This is a genomic window from Virgibacillus kekensis, from assembly GCF_042654125.1.
Lineage (GTDB): Bacteria > Bacillota > Bacilli > Bacillales > Amphibacillaceae > Lentibacillus > Lentibacillus kekensis.
On record NZ_JBHSFU010000004.1, the window covers coordinates 1,219,804 to 1,238,586 of the forward strand.

The following is an 18,783-nucleotide window of genomic DNA, read 5'->3' on the forward strand; positions in this document are numbered from 1 at the left end:
AAAATATATAGCAGGGACAACCGTTCATTCAGGAATTCCTGAAATTAGAAACTGATCCACAAAGGAAGAAGACGAATGAAGTGTATTACAGGATTAGGGAATCCAGGCCGAAAATATAAGAAAACACGCCACAATATCGGATTTATGGTAATAGATGAGCTAGTTTCCCGTAATAATTGGAAATTAAAAAAAGATAAATTCAATGGCAAGTCCACTATTGAAACAATGGATGGAGATAAAATTGCACTTTTAAAACCGCAGACATACATGAATTTGTCAGGCGAATCCGTTCGACCATTGACTGATTTTTATGATATTGATCCGGAAGATGTACTGGTCATTTATGATGATCTTGACCTTCCAACTGGTAAGGTAAGACTACGGCAAAAAGGCGGTCACGGCGGCCATAATGGTATTCGTTCTATAATCGACCATCTTGGTACGAGAGAGTTCAAACGGATCCGAATTGGTATTGGCCGTCCTGTAACCCAGCAGCCGGTCGTAGATTATGTGCTTGGCGAGTTCCCGAAAGCAGAAGCCGCTGATGTTGACGCCAGCATTCAAAAAGCGGCAGATGCTTGTGAAGCATGGTTGAAAAAACCTTTTCAGGAAGTAATGAATGAATTTAACAGATAGAACAGGCATAGAGTATAAAAAGGCGCTTTTCGGATAAACTTTAATATACCCCATGTTTATCCGAGGAGGTTTTTTGTTTGTCTATCGTCTATAAATGCAGACATTGTGGCCATGAGATTGGGAAACTGAACCAGCAAGTAGTCGATACGTCCATGCTTGGATGGGACAGATTATCACCAGAAGAAAGACAGGAAATGATTCACTATCAAAGTAATGGGGACGTTCAGATTCAGACCATTTGTGAAAACTGTGAGGAATCCCTTGGAACCAATCCCCACTATCATGAACTGGATTACTTTATACAATAATATATACAAAGAGCTTTGGTATACTCAAGCCTTTAAAGAGCAGTTGAATATGCAATTAGTTTCCTGCAGTATACGGCATTTGCCCTTCTGCAGGTTTCGCTGTTGCAGGTGAAATCGATTTGTCAGGCAGTTGTATAACCAAGGCATTTTTGTATGTTAGCAGGTGGGGGAAAGATGAAAGGTATTAACGAATATTTACGTGCGAACGAAGATATAGAGTCAATTTTAAGCGGAGTTTCGGGTGGACTGAATGAACAGCTTGTTGCTGGATTATCAGGCTCAGCCAGAAGTCTGCTTGTTTCTGTTATAAACGAGTCGCTACATAAACCGGTGCTGCTAGTAACGCATCAGCTGGTTCAAGCGCAGCAGCTCTATGATGACCTTGTAGAATTTATCGGCGGTGATGATATATATCTTTACCCGGTAAATGAGTTGATTGCTTCAGAGATTGCTATTGCCAGCCCGGAACTCAGAAGCCAGCGGATTGAGGCATTATCGGAATGGTCAAAGAAAGAGTCGGGAATCTTAATTGCCCCTGTTGCGGCATTAAAACGAATCCTGCCACCAACCGATTATTGGAAAAATTATCAGCTGCATTTCAAATTAGGGGAAGATATCGACCTGGAAACCTATCTCTCTTTTTTGGTTGATATGGGCTATGAACGAGCTTCTATGGTAACATCCCCTGGTGAATTCAGCCGTCGGGGTGGCATTATTGATATCTATCCGGTAACCGAAGCTCACCCTGTCAGAATTGAGCTGTTTGATGAAGAGATAGATTCCATTCGTTTTTTTGATGCGGAATCACAGCGGTCGCTTGGTAAGGAAACCGAAATTATCATTGGCCCTGCAACCGAGCTTCTTTTAAAAGAAGAAGACATGATTAGCGCAGCGCAGCGCCTGGAAACTTCGCTGTCAGCCTCACTGAAAAAAATAGCCAAACCTGAAGCAAAAGAAACACTTGTTGAGGCAATTGAACATGACATCGAACGACTGAAAAACCTGGAACGCTTCCAGGAAATGTACAAGTATATTGGATTTTTATACGAAAATCCTGCTAGTTTGTTAGATTATCTACCATCAGACGGCCTGATTATTATGGATGAAATGAGCAGGATCATGGAAACTGCCACCAACCTTGATACTGAGGAAGGCGAATGGTACAGTAGTCTGTTGGAGGCCAATAAAATGGTCCGGGACAGCCGGTTTTCATTGGACTGGCATACAGTATGGGAAAACATGGAGCAGCCACGGCTTTATATGTCGGTATTTCTTCGTCATATTCCCAATACACAACCACAGAATATAATTAACTTATCGTCACGCGCGATGCAGGAATTCCATGGACAGATGCACCTATTTAAGAATGAACTGAAACGTTGGGAGAAGGGCGACTTTTCGGTGGTAGTGCTGGCGCCTGATTCCAAACGAGCTGAGAAAATACATTCTATATTTATGGATTATGAAATTGATTCAGCAGTTGCAAATAAGCTTGAACTCCCGGTCTCCAAACCGACAATAGCGGTCGGGAACATAAGCAGCGGTACAGAGCTGCCGATGCATAAACTGGTATTGATTACGGAAAATGAACTGTTTAAGCGGAAAACGGTAAAGCGTCCTCGTAAAAAGCAGAAGATTTCCAACGCAGAACGTATTAAAAACTATCAGGAACTTAAAGTAGGAGATTATGTTGTCCATGCAAGTCATGGGATAGGGAAGTATCTCGGCATAGAGACGCTTGAGGTTAATGATCTTCATAAGGATTATATGCTGATTAAATACTCAGGCGATGACAAGCTGTTTGTCCCGATTGACCAGATTGATCTCGTTCAGAAGTTTGTAGGTTCCGAGGGAAAAGAACCCAAACTTTATAAACTTGGCGGCAGCGAATGGACCAAAGTAAAACGGAAAGTTCAGTCGTCAGTAGAGGATATTGCGGATGATCTAATCGAATTGTACGCCGAACGTGAGGCAAGGAAAGGCTATGCATTCAGTGAGGATACCGAGATGCAACGGGAATTTGAGGCATCGTTTCCATATCAGGAGACAGAGGATCAGCTTCGTTGCATTGAAGAAATCAAGCAGGATATGGAGCGGGTTCGGCCAATGGACCGGCTGCTTTGTGGTGATGTTGGATATGGAAAGACAGAGGTTGCCATTCGTGCTGCATTTAAAGCAATTGCTGACGGGAAACAGGTTGCAATACTAGTTCCAACAACCATTCTGGCGCAGCAGCATTTCGAAACTGTAAGGGAGCGGTTCCAAGACCATGCGATAAATATTGGGCTATTAAGCCGATTCCGCACAAAGAAGCAGCAGAAAGAGACGACTGAAGGCCTCCGGAAGGGCTTGGTCGATATTGTGATTGGCACGCATCGTCTGTTGTCAAAAGATGTTGAGTATAAAGACCTTGGCTTGCTTGTTGTGGATGAAGAGCAGCGGTTTGGTGTGAAACACAAAGAGAAAATCAAGCAGCTTAAGACCAATGTTGATGTCCTGACACTAACGGCTACACCGATACCGAGAACCTTGCATATGTCCATGCTCGGTGTGCGTGATTTGTCAGTTATCGAAACACCACCTGAGAACCGCTTTCCAATCCAGACGTACGTTATGGAATATAATCCGGTGTTTATCAGGGAAGCGATCGAACGGGAGATGGCGCGAGGAGGCCAGGTATTCTTCCTGTATAACCGAGTTGAAAATATCGACAGCGTTGCCCGCGATTTGGGAATGCTTGTTGATGATGCACGAATAGCGGTAGCGCACGGAAAAATGAATGAAACAGAACTGGAGAATGTGATTTTTGCCTTTCTGGAAGGTGAGTATGATGTGTTGGTAAGCACCACAATCATAGAAACTGGTGTCGATATTCCTAATGTTAATACGTTGATTGTGAACGATGCTGACCGGATGGGACTTAGCCAGCTTTATCAGTTACGAGGACGTGTTGGACGCTCGAACCGGGTTGCTTATGCCTATTTCACCTATAAAAAAGATAAGGTGCTGTCTGAGGTGGCTGAAAAGCGGCTTCAGGCAATTAAGGAGTTCACTGAACTTGGATCAGGATTTAAAATTGCAATGCGAGACCTGTCAATCCGTGGTGCAGGGAATCTGCTGGGAGCACAACAGCACGGATTCATTGATTCCGTCGGGTTTGATATGTACTCACAAATGCTGAAAGACGCGATAGATGCCCGTAAATATGGAAAAGAACCAGCAGAAATAAAAGCATTCGAACCCGAACTGAACCTTTCTATTGATGCTTATATTCCTGATTCATACATTAAGGATGAGAAGCAGAAGATTGATATGTACAAACAGTTCCAGACGATTGAAACCTCCGAGGATATAGAAGAACTGAGGGATGAACTGATTGACCGGTTCGGTGACTATCCGGAAGAAGTGTCTAACCTGTTTACTGTCTCTTCACTCAAACGGCATGCCAAACAGCAGCGGGTTGAATCCATCAGTGAACGGAAAAATAACATGGAGATGCTGGTGGACGAGGCAAGGAGCCAAAAAATTGATGGTTCCAAGCTATTCGAACTTGCCAATACATTTGGCCGTGAAGTTCAACTCGGTACCGAGGGCAACAAATTAAAGGTTATGTTTAAGTGGACACGCGATACCCGGCATAACAGGTACGACACAGTCGAAGATTTTACTAAAAGGCTCTCTGAAGTAGACCGGGAAGATGATTAAGTCAATGTAATTTTGCACATTTGTGATAAAAAGACAAGTTTTTCTATAGTCATGTATAGTTCTACGGTGATGTTTTATACTAATGTTACAACTGGTGTTTTTTTACATGGGAGTAAAGTTGAATTTTTACATACACCAGAGAAAAATCATCGTAGAAAGTGAGGCTATCACTGTGAAGGCAACAGGAATCGTACGACGGATTGATGACCTGGGCAGAGTGGTCATCCCAAAAGAAATAAGACGAACGTTGCGTATTCGTGAAGGCGACCCATTAGAGATATTTGTAGATCGAGAAGGTGAAGTCATTTTAAAAAAGTATTCACCAATTAATGAGCTGGGAAGTTTTGCTCAGGAATATGCAGAAGCATTATTTGACTCCCTGCACTATCCCGTCCTGATATGTGACCGGGATGAAATTATCGCAGTTGCAGGAGAATCAAAAAAGGATTATTTAAATAAAAGCATTGGTAATCAAAGTGAGAAAATAATGCAGGACCGCACACCGGTGTTTGAGACAGAAGCTAATACCGTTGAACTCGTTCAGGGAAAAGATGAAGATTTAGATTCGTATTGCATTAGTCCTATCATTGCTAATGGTGATCCGGTTGGCTGTGTAATCATGTTTTCCAAAGATGGAAAGAAACTCAGTAATATTGAACAGAAGAGCTTGGAGACCGCCTCAAGTTTTCTGGCGAAACAAATGGAATAACTTTATGGAACAAAAGAGCAAAAACCAGGTCAGGCTATCCTGGTTTTTGCTCTTTTTAATAGGCTATTTTCTACAAGATAGTTATGTTGATTTCCGCTACGCGCAGTCGCTTTCACCACTCCGGGTGCAAGTTCAACATCTGTTCAAGCTAAAGCTTTCACAGTGTTTCCTTTGCCGCCGGGCACGGCTTCAGTCTCCTCGCGGAAAGGCCGTCGCTGCGGGGTTCTTCAGATCCGTTCTGTTTCCTCAGTAGTCTTCGTATTATGCCTGCGCTAATATGCGTTTGTCGTTTGATAAGATTAAGATGGGCATCTGGATAAGGATGAATTAACTTCAATCCAGCGACGGAAATACATGGAGACTCCAGCGGGTCACCGGCTAAAAACGGTCACGTCCTGTGACCAACGCCGGTACTAGAACGTCCTGTTCGTCGAAGCAACAGCTGAAAATCCCGCAGGAAGTGGTTTTCTTCCGAGGAAGTTGAAGCGTTGCCCGCGGAAAGCGGAATGTATTTCCGAAGCGAAGCTAAGAGTTGTTTCGCATTTTATATCAACTTTGAGGGTTAAGGAACAACAAAATTTACGAAAAGTGCCTTTTAATATGGGCATAATCAAACCTGTTCTAGGAAGATGAAGAGAATACTGATATGCTATAATAAACAAAAATTGTACAGAAGGGCGTTTATCATGGCTGGAAGTGAAACCAACAAGCTGCTCAGAGGTGCTTTGCTTCTGACGCTGGCAGGACTTATCGGCAAACTGCTGAGTGCGGGGTACCGGATCCCACTGCAAAACCTGACAGGGGATCTAGGGTTCTATATATATCAGCAGGTGTATCCGCTGCTCGGAATTGCGTTGGTTTTGTCACTTTACGGCTTTCCGTCAGCAGTTTCCAAAATGACAGCAGAATTGCGTGGTAATGGAAAAGGTCTTTCGCTTAAGTCCTTTTATTTTCCGGTATTCCTGATTCTGTTTTTCATAAACGGCGGGATGTTCCTGTTTCTTTTCCTGAATGCCGGCCAGATTGCTGTCTGGGTTGGTGATGCCAACCTTGAGCCCGCATACAGATATACATCGTTTGCTTTTCTGCTTGTGCCGTTTGTGTCGGTGCTACGCGGAGTCCTGCAGGGGATTCAGGACATGAAACCTACGGCGTTCTCGCAGATTGGTGAACAGTTTATTCGTGTATTTGTCATTATTTATGCTGCCACCTATATTTATTTTCAGAGCGGGGATGTTTATCTGATCGGAAAGGCTGCCGCGATTGCAGCTATATGTGGAGGGGCGGGGGCAATTCTGATAGTTGGCGTTTTCTTTTTGCGGAAAAATCCTGTTTCACTTGAGCAGTTTGAGATTCCATGGCAGTTCTATTTGAAAAGTTTCGTTGTTCTCGGAATCGCGGCTGCCTTAAATCACATGGTGTTGCTGGTAATTCAGTTTGCTGACACGTTCACCCTGGTGCCAAGTCTGATGGATTATGGGTATACAAAGCTCGAGGCGATGAAGGCAAAAGGTGTTTTTGACCGTGGACAGCCATTGATTCAACTTGGTACGGTGCTGGGTTCCTCATTTGCTCTGGCGTTAATACCGTCTATTTCACGGGAACGATTGACCAGTAATCCGAAAGATTTTTATACATATATCCATAGCGCACTTACAATCAGTTTTTATCTGGCTGCAGGCGCTATGGTTGGACTGATTGTGATTTTCCCTGAAGTTAATATCCTGCTCTTTCAAAATGACCAGGGTACACTAAGTCTGCGCGTACTTGTGATCGCCATTTTCCTTAGTTCGATTGCTATTACGGCTGGATCGATTCTCCAAGGCCTCGGGTATATTAAGCGGACTGCGGGATTTATATTGATTGCCCTTTTTGTGAAATGGATCGGAAATCAGGCGCTGGTTCCGCTGTTTGGAATTACGGGAAGTGCCCTTGCTACTGTCATCAGTCTTGCGCTTCTTTCTATAATGATGCTATATGCACTGAAAAGAAGGTTGCCTGAACTCCGTGTGGAACGACATATAAACTGGTTGGCACTATCCATAGCTCTAACAGGAATGTGTTGCTTCTTGCTGGTAAGTGATTATCTTGCAGGTGATGTTCTTTCACGTTTGGGGTTACTATTTTATGTGCTTATTGTTGTAAGTTGCGGTGCGGTACTTTATCTATTTTTATTATTACGATTTGGAGCATTTACTGAAAAAGAAATATCCATGCTGCCTTTTACCACGTTACTTATACGATTTCACCGAGGGAGGAAATGATTGTGGGAAACAGAATAGAAATTATCGGCCTTGGTGCAGGGGATATTAATCAACTGCCGCTTGGAATTTACAAAAAACTTACGAATACAACAATACCTTTATTTTCCAGGACTAATGACCATCCGGTAATCAGCACGCTTCAGGACGAGGGTCTGCACTTTACGTCGTATGACATTCTGTATGAAAAAAAGAACCAGTTTGCCGATGTTTATCAGCAGATAGTGGAGGAACTGCTTGAACAAGCAAAAGATTCGTCACTGATTTATGTGGTACCCGGACACCCGATGCTTGCAGAAAAAACAGTTCAGCTCCTGCTCGAACAAACGGGAATAGAAGTGGAGGTTGCAGGGGGCCAAAGCTACCTGGATGCTTTGTTTACATCATTAAAAATAGATCCGATTGATGGATTTCAGTTTGTCGATGGAACTGGATTTAATCGTGAACAACTAAATTACAGGCAACACCTGGTTTTCTGTCAGGTATATGATCAGTTTGTTGCATCAGAAGTTAAACTAGCGTTGCTTGAGGATCTTCCTCCAGAATATTCTGTTACAATAGTTACAGCGGCTGGAAGTGAGCAGGAGAAGATTACAACCATTCCTCTCGAGGAACTTGACCGCTCTGTTGAAGTTAACAATCTGACATCGGTTTACGTGCCACCGGCTCCTTCGCACCTATTGAATCACAGGTTTGAGCATCTGCGGGAAGTAATCGCTGTGCTGCGCGGTCCGGATGGCTGCCCGTGGGATAAAAAGCAGACACATGAATCACTTCGGGAGTATGTGATTGAGGAAGTATATGAATTTATTGAGGCGGTCGACCAGCAGGATGATGAGGGAATTATCGAAGAACTAGGGGACATTTTGCTTCAGGTAATGCTGCACAGCCAGATTGGTGAGGATGACGGTTATTTTACTGTTGACGATGTCATCCGCTCCATAACGGATAAGATGATTCACCGCCATCCGCATGTGTTCGGTGATACGTCCATTTCCACAGTTGATGAACTCTATCAGACATGGGATGCACTGAAGAAAGAAGAGAAGGGTGACCAGCGGAAATCCGTACTGGATGGAGTGTCAGTCGGTCTCCCGGCGCTTGCCAAGGCATATAAACTACAGAAGAAGGCGGCTAAGGTTGGGTTTGATTGGGATAATGTTGATGATATATGGGACAAGCTTCATGAAGAAGTAGATGAGGTTAAAGAAGCAGTTGAAAGTCAGGAACAGGAACATCTTGAAAAAGAAATCGGTGATGTTCTGTTTGTACTTGCCAATATATCAAGGTATTATAAAATAAACCCAGAGATAGCCTTGAATCTGACCAATCAGAAGTTCCTGTCCAGGTTCAGCTTCATCGAAGAACAGCTTAATGAGCGGGGAAAAGACATAAACGAAACACCATTAGAAGAAATGGATTATTACTGGAATCAGGCAAAGAAAAGAGAGTGATGAAATTGCGTTTGGATAAATTCTTGAAGGTCTCACGATTGATTAAGCGGCGCACCCTGGCAAAAGAGGTGGCCGATCAGGGGCGTATTACCATTAACGGCAACCAGGCAAAAGCATCATCGACTGTATCAGTCGGAGATGAACTGGTCATCAAATTTGGCCAGAAAGTGGTCACACTGGAAATTAAAGCTCTTAAAGAGGCAGTTAAGAAAGACGAAGCGGAAATGCTTTACACCGTGTTAAAAGAAGAGAAAGTTAACGCGTAGAGGTTCTACACTTGTCCTACCTATCATACAGTAATAATGATAAGGAGGGCGAAGTGTATGAATTACTATGAAAAGGATACAACGCAGCGTGCTAATCAGGAACACTTTGTAAAGATTAATAACCGTAAAAACCTTGAGATCACCGGTGTAAAAGAAGTTGATAGTTTTGATAATGAAGAATTTCTTTTAGAAACTGTAATGGGATATCTGATCGTCCGCGGACAGAATCTGCAACTGAAGAATCTTGATGTAGGTGAAGGCCTTGTCTCGATTAAAGGTAAAATATACGAGCTTTCCTACGTGGATGAACAACAGCAGGAGAAAGCTAAAGGACTCTTTAGCAAGCTGTTTAAATGACTCTGAGCGTGCAGTTTCTGACTATGATTTCCATGGTGCTGGGCGGTTTTTATCTGGGGTTGAGCCTGGATACCTTCCGCAGATTCTCGGTGTACTGGAGGAAAAAAAAGGTTCTCTTATACTTTATGGAAATCAGCTTCTGGCTTACACAGACAGTACTCCTATATTATCTGCTTTTCCGGGTAAACAGCGGTGAATTACGATTTTATGTATTTATTGCTTGTTTGCTCGGATTTTCCATGTACCAAGTGTTGGCGTCAACCATCTATCAACGTCTGCTTGAGCACCTGATCAGAATTGGAATCGGAATCTACCAGTTTGCCAAAAACACATTCCTGGCGATTGTGGTGGCTCCAATTATATATATAGTAAAGATGCTTGTAGCCATTATCGTCTTTATAGCGAGCATTCTCTGGACAATTATTCGTTATATTGTTACGTTTATTTTTGTACCGGTAGCCTGGGTGTTTTCAGCACTTCATCGGCTGCTGCCAAAAAATATCCGAAATTTTTTACACACCGTTGCAGGGTTTTATAGTAAAATGGAGAATATATTTAAGAAATGGAAAAAGTATTTGACGATTAAGAGGAGGTAGATGCAGGTGTCCCGGAAAGAGAAACCCATCACGAAAATTGAATCAAGCTACGTACAGCAGTATGATGCCTACATAGAACGTCAAAAAAGAAAAAAGAAGCGTCTCATCCGTCGTCTAGTACTATTTTCTGCAGTGGTCGTAATTGTAATTGGCTGTTTGACAACCTATCATATTCAGCAGCGGATGCTGCAGGAAGAGAAAGCACAGGAGTATGAGCAGTTACAGGACAAGCTTGCTACACTGGAAAAAGAAGAGAAAGAACTGAAAGAGGAGATCAATCTGTTGAAAGATGAAGATTACGTTCTGCAAATAGCCCGAACGAACTATTTCTTCTCAAAAGAGGGAGAACTTATCTTTAAACTTCCGGACGATGAACACTCTTATTGACACACTTTTACAAGCTTAGCTATAATATATAAGAACTACATTTTCAAACTTTTAAGGAGGAGCATTTTTTTTATGTCAATCGAAGTAGGCAGCAAGCTGCAGGGTAAGGTAACTGGTATCACTAATTTCGGAGCCTTTGTTCAACTGGAAGAAGGCAAGACAGGACTAGTCCATATTAGTGAGGTTGCCGACAATTATGTAAAAGACATTAATGAACACCTTACTGTCGGTGACGAGGTAAAGGTTAAAGTTATTAATGTTGAAAAGGACGGTAAGATTGGTTTATCCATTAAAAAAGCCAAGGATAAACCAGCACGCCCAAGAAATAATCGTGATCGCGGTGAAAACTTCGAATCCAAAATGAACAAGTTTCTGAAGGATTCTGAGGATCGTTTAGCCTCTTTAAAGAAGCACACTGAATCCAAACGTGGAGGTCGAGGTGCTAAAAGAGGATAGCAGCTGCTGTCTGTGACAATGCTCTACATTATATAAAAAAAGCGGGTACCACTTCAGATGAGGTGGTACCCGCTCTTTTTGTAATAGGATAGGTTTAAAATTGAAAAAAGGCGATTGCTAAAGAAGCAGTCGCCTTTTTTCGTTTTACTCAATCTAGTTCAGTGGGCTAGAGACTCGTGACGTAAGCAATTGACATTCCGAGTACAAAACCGGTACTCTACAGTCTCTTGCTTACGCATGTCGTCTCTGAGCAAGCCCGCTTCACCTTTTTATATAGCGGCGGAGGGGATCGAACCCCCGACCTCACGGGTATGAACCGTACGCTCTCGCCAGCTGAGCTACACCGCCAAAATGAATCTAGTTCAGCGGGCTAGAGACTCGTGACGTAAGCAATAGACATTTCGAGTACAAGAGCAGAACTCTACAGTCTCTTGCTTACGCATGTCGTCTCTGGCAAGCCCGCTTCACCTTTTTGAATCACAAAAAATATAATACAACAGGGTTGGACGTGTGTCAATGGATATTTTTTCATTTGGTTGTTTTTTAGAAGGTTGGTTGTATGAATTAGAGTTTTCCTGATCCATCAGCAAGAAACTCCAGCCAGATTAATTTGTAATCGCTGAATTATAACCCGGTTGCGCTGAAAAACGCTGACCGGCGCTGAATACCACCTCGCGAACGCTGAATTAATCTATTTAGCGCTGAATAAAGCTAATAAGGGACACCGAACTGGGCAGAGGAAGCTAGCGGATTACCCAAGGCCGGGAAGACACAGCGAAATCTATTTCAATTCATTTACTTTAGTAAAATAAATTATTAGACAATTCCAAACAGTATCCGGAGTCTTATGTAGAATATCGCTTGTCCGCATAGAATGCAGTCGAACGATTTTCCGGACTTGCCCTGTTATTTTGACAAAAAAAGAAAGCATAATGTGTTTAAATGTTTGCAAGAGGGAGTGGTATTGTATGATAGGATCAATTTCAGGAGCGGAATCCAAACCAATCAGAGTCCACAAAAATCCATTGAGAAAATTACATACGGGGGCATCTTCTAAAATAAAATCACTTTTATTCGAGCGAAGATGGCTGTTTTATATTGTGGGCTTTCTGCTTGGACGAGCAGTTATTCTGTCGGTTGTCTCACCTTTTGCGGTGGCATTTCTGGCGACAATATGGGTGATCCACAGGGATAAAGCACCTAAAGTAATGATTGCAGTACTTGCCGGGGCATTAAGTGTTTCACTTTACCATGGTGGTTTTATTTCACTGGCAATGGTCTTATTTGTACTGCTGGCCGGCATTTTCAAAAACCGGAAACATCAGCAGGTCCTCATTCCAATCTTTGCGTTCTTTTCTACCGTAGCACCACGTTTATTTGTATATTCATTAACCGATACACTCTCATCCTATGAATGGATGCTTCTCCTTGTGGAAGGAGTGCTTGGGAGTGTACTTGTACTTATATTTATGCAAAGCATTCCGTTGTTATCACCAAAGAGATACAATCCTGCTTTAAAAAATGAAGAAATTGTTTGCATGATAATTCTTCTCGCATCGATTCTTACCGGAACAATTGGCTGGGAATGGTATGGTGCTTCTGTGGAGCAGGTGCTGTCCCGCTATTTCGTTCTATTGCTTGCTTTTATTGGCGGCGCTGCAATTGGTTCGACAGTCGGGGTTGTAGCTGGACTTATCCTGTCACTCGCAAATGTGGCCAACCTTTATCAGATGAGCCTGCTGGCGTTTTCCGGGTTGCTTGGCGGTTTGCTTAAGGAGGGCAACAAAATTGGTGTAAGCTTCGGGCTGCTGGTTGGTACTTTTTTGGTTGGCATCTATGTAAACGTTGGGTCACTCATGCCGTCCCTTATTGAGACATCGATAGCAATTCTTCTTTTCCTGGTTACACCGGCAAGTTTGTTCAAAAAAATGTCGCGGTTTATCCCTGGTACGGAAGAGCACACGAATGAGCAGGAACAATATCTGCAGAAGGTCCGTAATGTTACCGCAAAAAGGGTAGAACAGTTTTCCGATGTATTTGAAGCGCTTTCCAGGAGTTTTGCTTCTTCTGAAGAATTCACCGAAGAACAAATTGATGATAAACGGGAAACGGATTTCTTTTTAAGTCAGATCACCGAGAAAACATGTCAGACCTGTTTTATGAAGGACAGGTGCTGGCAGCAGCAATTTGATGGTACGTATTCTCTAATGGAAAATCTGAAGGAGGAATTAACTGAAGGAAAAGAACCAAGTCGGAAGTTGATGCGCGAGTTTGAAAACCACTGTGTGAAGTCGCGTAAAGTAATTGATGTAATGAAAGAGGAATTATCTTTTTATGAAGCGAACAAGAAACTTAAGAAACAGGTAATGGAAAGTAAGCGATTTGTCGCTGACCAGCTGCAGGGAGTCTCCGAGGTAATGGAGGACTTTGCAAATGAAATACTTAAGGAGCGGCAACAGCACGAGAAACAGGAAATTCAAATTGTTAATACATTGAAACATATGGGGATTGATCTAGAAAAGCTGGATATCTATCGACTGGATAAAGGAAATGTCGACATTGAAATGACCGTATCATTCTATGATTATCACGGCGAGGGTCCTAAGCTGATTGCCCCCGTCCTGTCCGATATTTTAAATGAAATGATTATTGTAAAAAAAGAAGAAGTTTCACCCTTCCCGAACGGAAGCTGTTTCCTGGCATTTGGGTCAGCGAAAGAGTATGTGATTGATACTGGTATCTCTAACGCAGCTAAAGGTGGTGGACTGGTATCTGGAGATAGCTATACGACAATCGAGCTTGGTGAAGGAAAATATGCCATGGCCATCAGTGACGGCATGGGAAATGGACAGCGTGCCAGTGAGGAAAGTAAAGAAACACTGCGCCTCCTCCAGCAGATTCTTCAGACCGGGATTCCGGAAAAGGTTGCCATTAAATCGATTAATTCAATTCTATCACTCCGAACATCTGATGAAATGTTCGCGACACTCGACCTAGCGGTTATCAACCTACACAACGCGTTCGTCCGGTTCTTGAAAATTGGCTCCACGCCAAGCTTTGTAAAACGTGGAGATGAACTGATCAGAATTGAAGCAGGCAATCTGCCGATGGGAATCATTCAGGAATTTGATGTCGATATTGTCGGTGAGCAATTGAAGTCCGAAGATATTTTAATCATGATGAGTGACGGAATATTTGATGGTCCTAAACATGTCGAGAATACAGACATCTGGCTGAAACGGAAAATCCGGGAAATGAAAACCGACGAGCCGCAGGAGATTGCCGATCTGCTGCTGGAGGAGGTTATCCGAACACGGTCAGGGGAGATTGCTGACGACATGACAGTGGTGGTGGCAAAAATAATGAAAAACACCCCACAGTGGACATCCATTCCCATGTACACGGAAAAAGCACAGTAAATATGCATGCTCAGGCTGATACCGGTTAGCGAGCGTAGACCTGGTATCAGTTTTATTTTGCCAATTTGGGGCGATTTCCGGATAAATGAGCGTAATCTACGGATAACCCGTTGTCAACAACGGATATCCAACGGAGGACCGCGGATAAATCTAAAACAACGGCGGATATATGAGGTCTGCCACTGATAAAATGCAGGGTGCACATTTTTACGACTAAGGAGGTGGGCAGATTACCCGAAGACACGAGCATATTTCCCTTTAAGATAGTCTTTTGACGTATATATGGCACAATATCTGGCGATGATGGTAGTGGAATAATTGGGAGGTATGCCTAGTGAAAAAAGGAACATTGAAACAAATTCTGCTGATTACGGACGGCTGTTCAAATAAGGGTGAAGATCCGGCAGCAACCGCAGCGCTTGCCCATCAGCAGGGCATTACAGTAAATGTTATTGGTATTTTGGATGATGATCAGACCGAGCAGCCTGAGGGACTGCAGGAAGTAGAAGATATTGCACTGGCAGGAGGCGGAGTCAGCCAAATTGTCTATAAGCAGTCGCTTTCCCAGACAGTGCAAATGGTTACGAAACAGGCGATGACACAGACACTGCAAGGGTTCGTTAATAAAGAACTGAAGCAGATTCTTGGACCTGATCAGAGTCTGGAGGATATCGAGCCGGAAAAACGCGGCGAAATCATGGAAGTTGTTGAAGATATGGGCGAGACCTGTGATCTGGAAGTGTTAGTACTGGTAGATACAAGTGCGAGTATGCATGATAAACTGCCTACAGTAAAAGAGGCGCTAATCGATTTGTCCATCAGTCTGAATGCGCGAATCGGACGAAACCGATTTTGCATCTACAGTTTTCCTGGGAAACGAAAAGATATCCAGAAGGTATTTGACTGGTCACCTAAACTTGATGCCATGTCAACGGTTTATCCTAAACTAACAAGTGGCGGAATTACACCGACAGGACCGGCAATCAGGGAAGCAATCTATCAGTTCGGAAAGAAGAGTTTGCTAAAGAACTTGAGGGATGACGATGAATCAGGCATGGAAGAAGCATGGAATTGAAATAAAACCTGGAACAGCAATCAAGGGTAAATGGCATAACCATCGTTACGTGGTAACAAAGAAGCTTGGAAACGGGGCAGTAGGGACTGTATATCTGTGTGACTGGAACGGACAAAAGGTTGCCCTTAAAATAAGCGAGAACAGCTCATCGATGACAACTGAGGTCAATGTCCTCAAGTCACTAAAGAAGGTCCAAGGAAATCCACTTGGGCCTTGTTTATTAGATGTTGATGATTGGGTCGTGTCCGCATCCCTCAGATATTCGTTTTATGTAATGGAGTATCTGCACGGCCAAAACCTGATCAGTTTTATCAGGCAACATGGAGATGAATGGCTTGGTGTGTTTATGCTGCAGCTCCTTGATGACTTGGAGAAACTCCATCAGTCTGGATGGGTGTTCGGTGATTTTAAGCCGGAAAACCTGATTGTGCTGTCTTCTCCGCCTAAAGTCCGCTGGATAGATGTAGGCGGGACGACACAGATAGGCAGGGCAGTTAAGGAATATACGGAGTTCTTTGACAGAGGGTATTGGGGACTTGGGTCAAGGAGGGCTGAACCAAGTTATGATTTGTTTGCATTTGTAATGGTAGTTTTGAATATTTATTATCCAAGAAGGTTTGAACGGGGAAGCAATCCACGGACAACCCTATTCAGGCAACTGGATGATGTAAAGCCGCTCAGGATATACAGAGATTGCCTGAAACGAGCGCTTCTCGGAAAATATCAATCAAGCAAAGAAATGAAAAAAGAACTGGCAGGCATCCTACAGGCGGTTACACAAAAAAAGCGATCCCAAAAACGAACAGCCAATTCCATTCCAAAAGGAACACCATATGTGGAGGCAGGTGGAATATCCCTGATCGCATTATTATATTATATTTCCTCATTACTAATACAATGAAGTATGATACGATATGTATTAGGTGAAACATGGCATTTCTATGGATGATTGCCGGTTGGCCAAGTATAGTTAAGCTAGCTTCAGCGTCCGATGTGAGCAGGCGCAGTCCATATAACTAACGTTGAGCATGACGCTTACGCATTCTAACTGGAGATGGACAAGGATGATTAACGAAGTTCAGGCGTTTATTGAGAAACATAAATTATTGAAGAAAAACTCCACCGTTTTATTAGGTGTTTCCGGTGGGCCTGATTCAATGGCGCTTCTCCATTACTTTAAGGCAATCCGGGATAACTGGAACCTGACAGTTATTGCGTTATCGGCTGATCATCAGTTAAGGGGCGCAGAGTCACGGGAGGACCTCGCATATGTGGAGTCTATTTGCAGTTCTTGGGATATAAAATTTATTGGAACCTTTTTGGATGTCTCTACGTATAAACAGGATAGGCAAATTGGGACACAGGTTGCCGCCAGAGAACTCCGCTACAATTTTTTTAAAGAGCAAATGATTGAGAATAATGCAGACTTTCTGGCGCTCGGGCATCATGGCGATGATCAGGTGGAAACGATGCTTATGGCCCTTTCCAGGTCGGCATCACCTTCATCACTTTCAGGGATCCCAATCAGACGCGAATTTGCGAATGGACAGATTATTCGTCCGTTGCTTGCCGTTACGAAGAATGAGATTGAAATGTACTGCCGGAGTAATGGCATTTACCCAAGGCGAGACCCCTCCAATGAAGAGACAACCTATACGCGAAACTTTTTCAGGAAGCGGGTCATTCCGCTGATTAAAGAACAAAACAGCAACATAAAAGCAACCGTTCAGCACTTGAGTGAGGCACTGCAGGAGGACGAACGCTACCTTCGTCAGGAGGCAGCCAGGCTCGTTGAAACAACGGTGAATTTAAAAAACGGGAATAAGGAAGCTTCCTTTAATATTCTTGAGTTTCAGACCTATCCACATTCTTTACAAAGGCGGGCCTATCATCTAATATTAAACTATCTGTATAATAAACTGCCTAGAAATTTGTCATATGTGCATGAAAAGCAATTTTTCACCTTGCTGGACAGTGCTGAAGGCAATATCCAAATTGATTTTCCACAACAACTGAAATTGAAAAGGGTGTATCAGACCGCAGTATTTTCCTTCTCAAACGATCAATCACAACGTTTATATTTCCAACAGAAAGTGAATATACCAGGTGAGACAGAGTTGCCGGATGGGTCAGTATTGCAGGCAATCCTGACAGACAGTCCGGAAGTCACGGGGGAACTGGGTTATTATTGCAATAAAGCCAGTATTGAACTACCTTTACATATCAGGACCCGCCAGGCTGGTGACCGGATGCGCTGGGAAGGACTGAATGGAAGCAAAAAGGTCAAGGATATTTTTATTGATGCTAAAGTTCCTCTGGAAAAGAGGGATATCTGGCCAATACTTACCGATAATAAAGGTGAAATATTGTGGATTATCGGGCTAAAAAAAGGTAAGCCGAAACAGCAGGTGAATAAGGGCACATACATTCAATTGACATTCAATAAAGGTAATATGTAGGAGGAGCATCATGCATAACGATATTGAAAAAATACTTATTACAGAGGAAGAAATTGCCGCCAAATGTGCTGAACTTGGTAAGCAGCTGACTGAAGAATATGATGGAAAGTTTCCTTTGGCAATTGGTGTCTTAAAAGGGGCAATGCCATTTATGTCTGATGTTTTGCGCCGGATGGAGACACACCTGGAAATGGATTTTATGGACGTATCGAGTTATGGGGGTAAAATGCGTTCGTCAGGTGAGGTTAAGATTGTAAAAGACCTTGATACAAAAGTGGAAGGACGTGACTTGCTGATCATTGAAGATATTATTGACAGTGGGCTAACCCTAAGCTATCTGGTCGATTTATTCAAATACCGGAAAGCCAGGTCCATTAAAATTGTTACGCTTCTGGATAAGCCATCCGGTCGGACCGCGCATATCAAGGCCGATGTTGTCGGATTTGAAGTTCCGAATGAATTCGTGGTCGGGTACGGACTGGATTACGAGGAAAAATATCGTAATCTGCCGTATATCGGAGTACTTAAACCGAAAATATATGGTGGAGAAGAATCATAAAAGGAAATTTATCAACATATTGATATAGCCTTCACAGAATTGTTGATTTTTTTCATAATGGTGTCAGACGTAAAGGAAAATGGCCAGAATCATGTGTTTTAAGTAAGTGGAATTAGTTGTATTAGCACTTTTTCCT

The 18,783-nt window shown here is 43.0% G+C and carries 16 protein-coding genes and 1 tRNA gene; 16 read left to right on the forward strand and 1 reads right to left on the reverse strand.

Features of this window, described 5'->3' with window-relative positions:
• Positions 1-75: 75 nt before the first annotated feature.
• From pth to ACFO3D_RS10125, 11 genes are all read left to right on the forward strand, one after another.
• Entirely contained in the window at positions 76-636 is a 561-nt protein-coding gene (pth, locus tag ACFO3D_RS10075; protein WP_390295397.1) for an aminoacyl-tRNA hydrolase, read from the forward strand.
• A 77-nt stretch (positions 637-713) separates the two neighbouring features.
• Positions 714-944 (forward strand): anti-sigma-F factor Fin, encoded by a 231-nt coding sequence (locus ACFO3D_RS10080; protein WP_390295399.1) that lies wholly within the window; start codon positions 714-716, stop codon positions 942-944.
• A gap of 174 nt (positions 945-1,118) precedes the next feature.
• The gene (gene mfd, locus ACFO3D_RS10085; RefSeq protein ID WP_390295401.1) at positions 1,119-4,649 is read left to right on the forward strand and encodes a transcription-repair coupling factor; all 3,531 of its coding nucleotides are present in this window, start codon (positions 1,119-1,121) and stop codon (positions 4,647-4,649) included.
• 172 nt (positions 4,650-4,821) lie between these two features.
• Positions 4,822-5,358 (forward strand): stage V sporulation protein T, encoded by a 537-nt coding sequence (gene spoVT, locus ACFO3D_RS10090; protein WP_390295517.1) that lies wholly within the window; start codon positions 4,822-4,824, stop codon positions 5,356-5,358.
• 686 nt (positions 5,359-6,044) lie between these two features.
• Complete coding sequence (locus ACFO3D_RS10095; RefSeq protein ID WP_390295403.1) at positions 6,045-7,622, forward strand: putative polysaccharide biosynthesis protein; 1,578 nt, start codon at positions 6,045-6,047, stop codon at positions 7,620-7,622.
• Complete coding sequence (yabN, locus tag ACFO3D_RS10100; RefSeq protein WP_390295405.1) at positions 7,619-9,073, forward strand: bifunctional methyltransferase/pyrophosphohydrolase YabN; 1,455 nt, start codon at positions 7,619-7,621, stop codon at positions 9,071-9,073. The genes ACFO3D_RS10095 and yabN overlap by 4 nt, the downstream gene beginning before the upstream one ends.
• A gap of 5 nt (positions 9,074-9,078) precedes the next feature.
• Entirely contained in the window at positions 9,079-9,339 is a 261-nt protein-coding gene (locus ACFO3D_RS10105; protein WP_390295519.1) for an RNA-binding S4 domain-containing protein, read from the forward strand.
• Between the two features lie 57 nt (positions 9,340-9,396).
• Entirely contained in the window at positions 9,397-9,696 is a 300-nt protein-coding gene (yabP, locus tag ACFO3D_RS10110) for a sporulation protein YabP (protein ID WP_390295407.1), read from the forward strand.
• Complete coding sequence (gene yabQ, locus ACFO3D_RS10115; protein WP_390295411.1) at positions 9,693-10,292, forward strand: spore cortex biosynthesis protein YabQ; 600 nt, start codon at positions 9,693-9,695, stop codon at positions 10,290-10,292. Before yabP ends, yabQ begins: the two co-directional genes overlap by 4 nt.
• 6 nt (positions 10,293-10,298) lie before the next feature.
• The gene (locus ACFO3D_RS10120) at positions 10,299-10,679 is read left to right on the forward strand and encodes an FtsB family cell division protein (protein ID WP_390295413.1); all 381 of its coding nucleotides are present in this window, start codon (positions 10,299-10,301) and stop codon (positions 10,677-10,679) included.
• Between the two features lie 72 nt (positions 10,680-10,751).
• Complete coding sequence (locus ACFO3D_RS10125; protein ID WP_390295415.1) at positions 10,752-11,135, forward strand: S1 domain-containing RNA-binding protein; 384 nt, start codon at positions 10,752-10,754, stop codon at positions 11,133-11,135.
• 274 nt (positions 11,136-11,409) lie between these two features.
• On the opposite strand, the gene ACFO3D_RS10130 is transcribed toward ACFO3D_RS10125, so the two are convergent.
• Positions 11,410-11,483, reverse strand: a tRNA-Met gene (locus ACFO3D_RS10130).
• Positions 11,484-12,103: 620 nt separating this feature from the next.
• On the opposite strand from ACFO3D_RS10130, the gene spoIIE reads away from it, so the two are divergent.
• The 5 genes from spoIIE to hpt all read left to right on the forward strand — a co-directional run bounded on the left by spoIIE (position 12,104) and on the right by hpt (position 18,647).
• Positions 12,104-14,554, forward strand: a complete 2,451-nt coding sequence (spoIIE, locus tag ACFO3D_RS10135; protein ID WP_390295417.1) for a stage II sporulation protein E — start codon at positions 12,104-12,106, stop codon at positions 14,552-14,554.
• A 334-nt stretch (positions 14,555-14,888) separates the two neighbouring features.
• On the forward strand, positions 14,889-15,629 hold the full coding sequence (locus ACFO3D_RS10140) for a VWA domain-containing protein (RefSeq protein ID WP_390295419.1): 741 nt from the start codon (positions 14,889-14,891) through the stop codon (positions 15,627-15,629).
• Positions 15,592-16,530 (forward strand): protein kinase domain-containing protein, encoded by a 939-nt coding sequence (locus ACFO3D_RS10145; protein WP_390295421.1) that lies wholly within the window; start codon positions 15,592-15,594, stop codon positions 16,528-16,530. The genes ACFO3D_RS10140 and ACFO3D_RS10145 overlap by 38 nt, the downstream gene beginning before the upstream one ends.
• Positions 16,531-16,693: 163 nt before the next feature.
• A complete protein-coding gene (tilS, locus tag ACFO3D_RS10150; protein WP_390295424.1) occupies positions 16,694-18,088 on the forward strand; it encodes a tRNA lysidine(34) synthetase TilS in 1,395 nt (464 codons plus the stop codon).
• A 10-nt stretch (positions 18,089-18,098) separates the two neighbouring features.
• The gene (gene hpt / locus ACFO3D_RS10155) at positions 18,099-18,647 is read left to right on the forward strand and encodes a hypoxanthine phosphoribosyltransferase (RefSeq protein WP_390295427.1); all 549 of its coding nucleotides are present in this window, start codon (positions 18,099-18,101) and stop codon (positions 18,645-18,647) included.
• Positions 18,648-18,783: the final 136 nt, after the last annotated feature.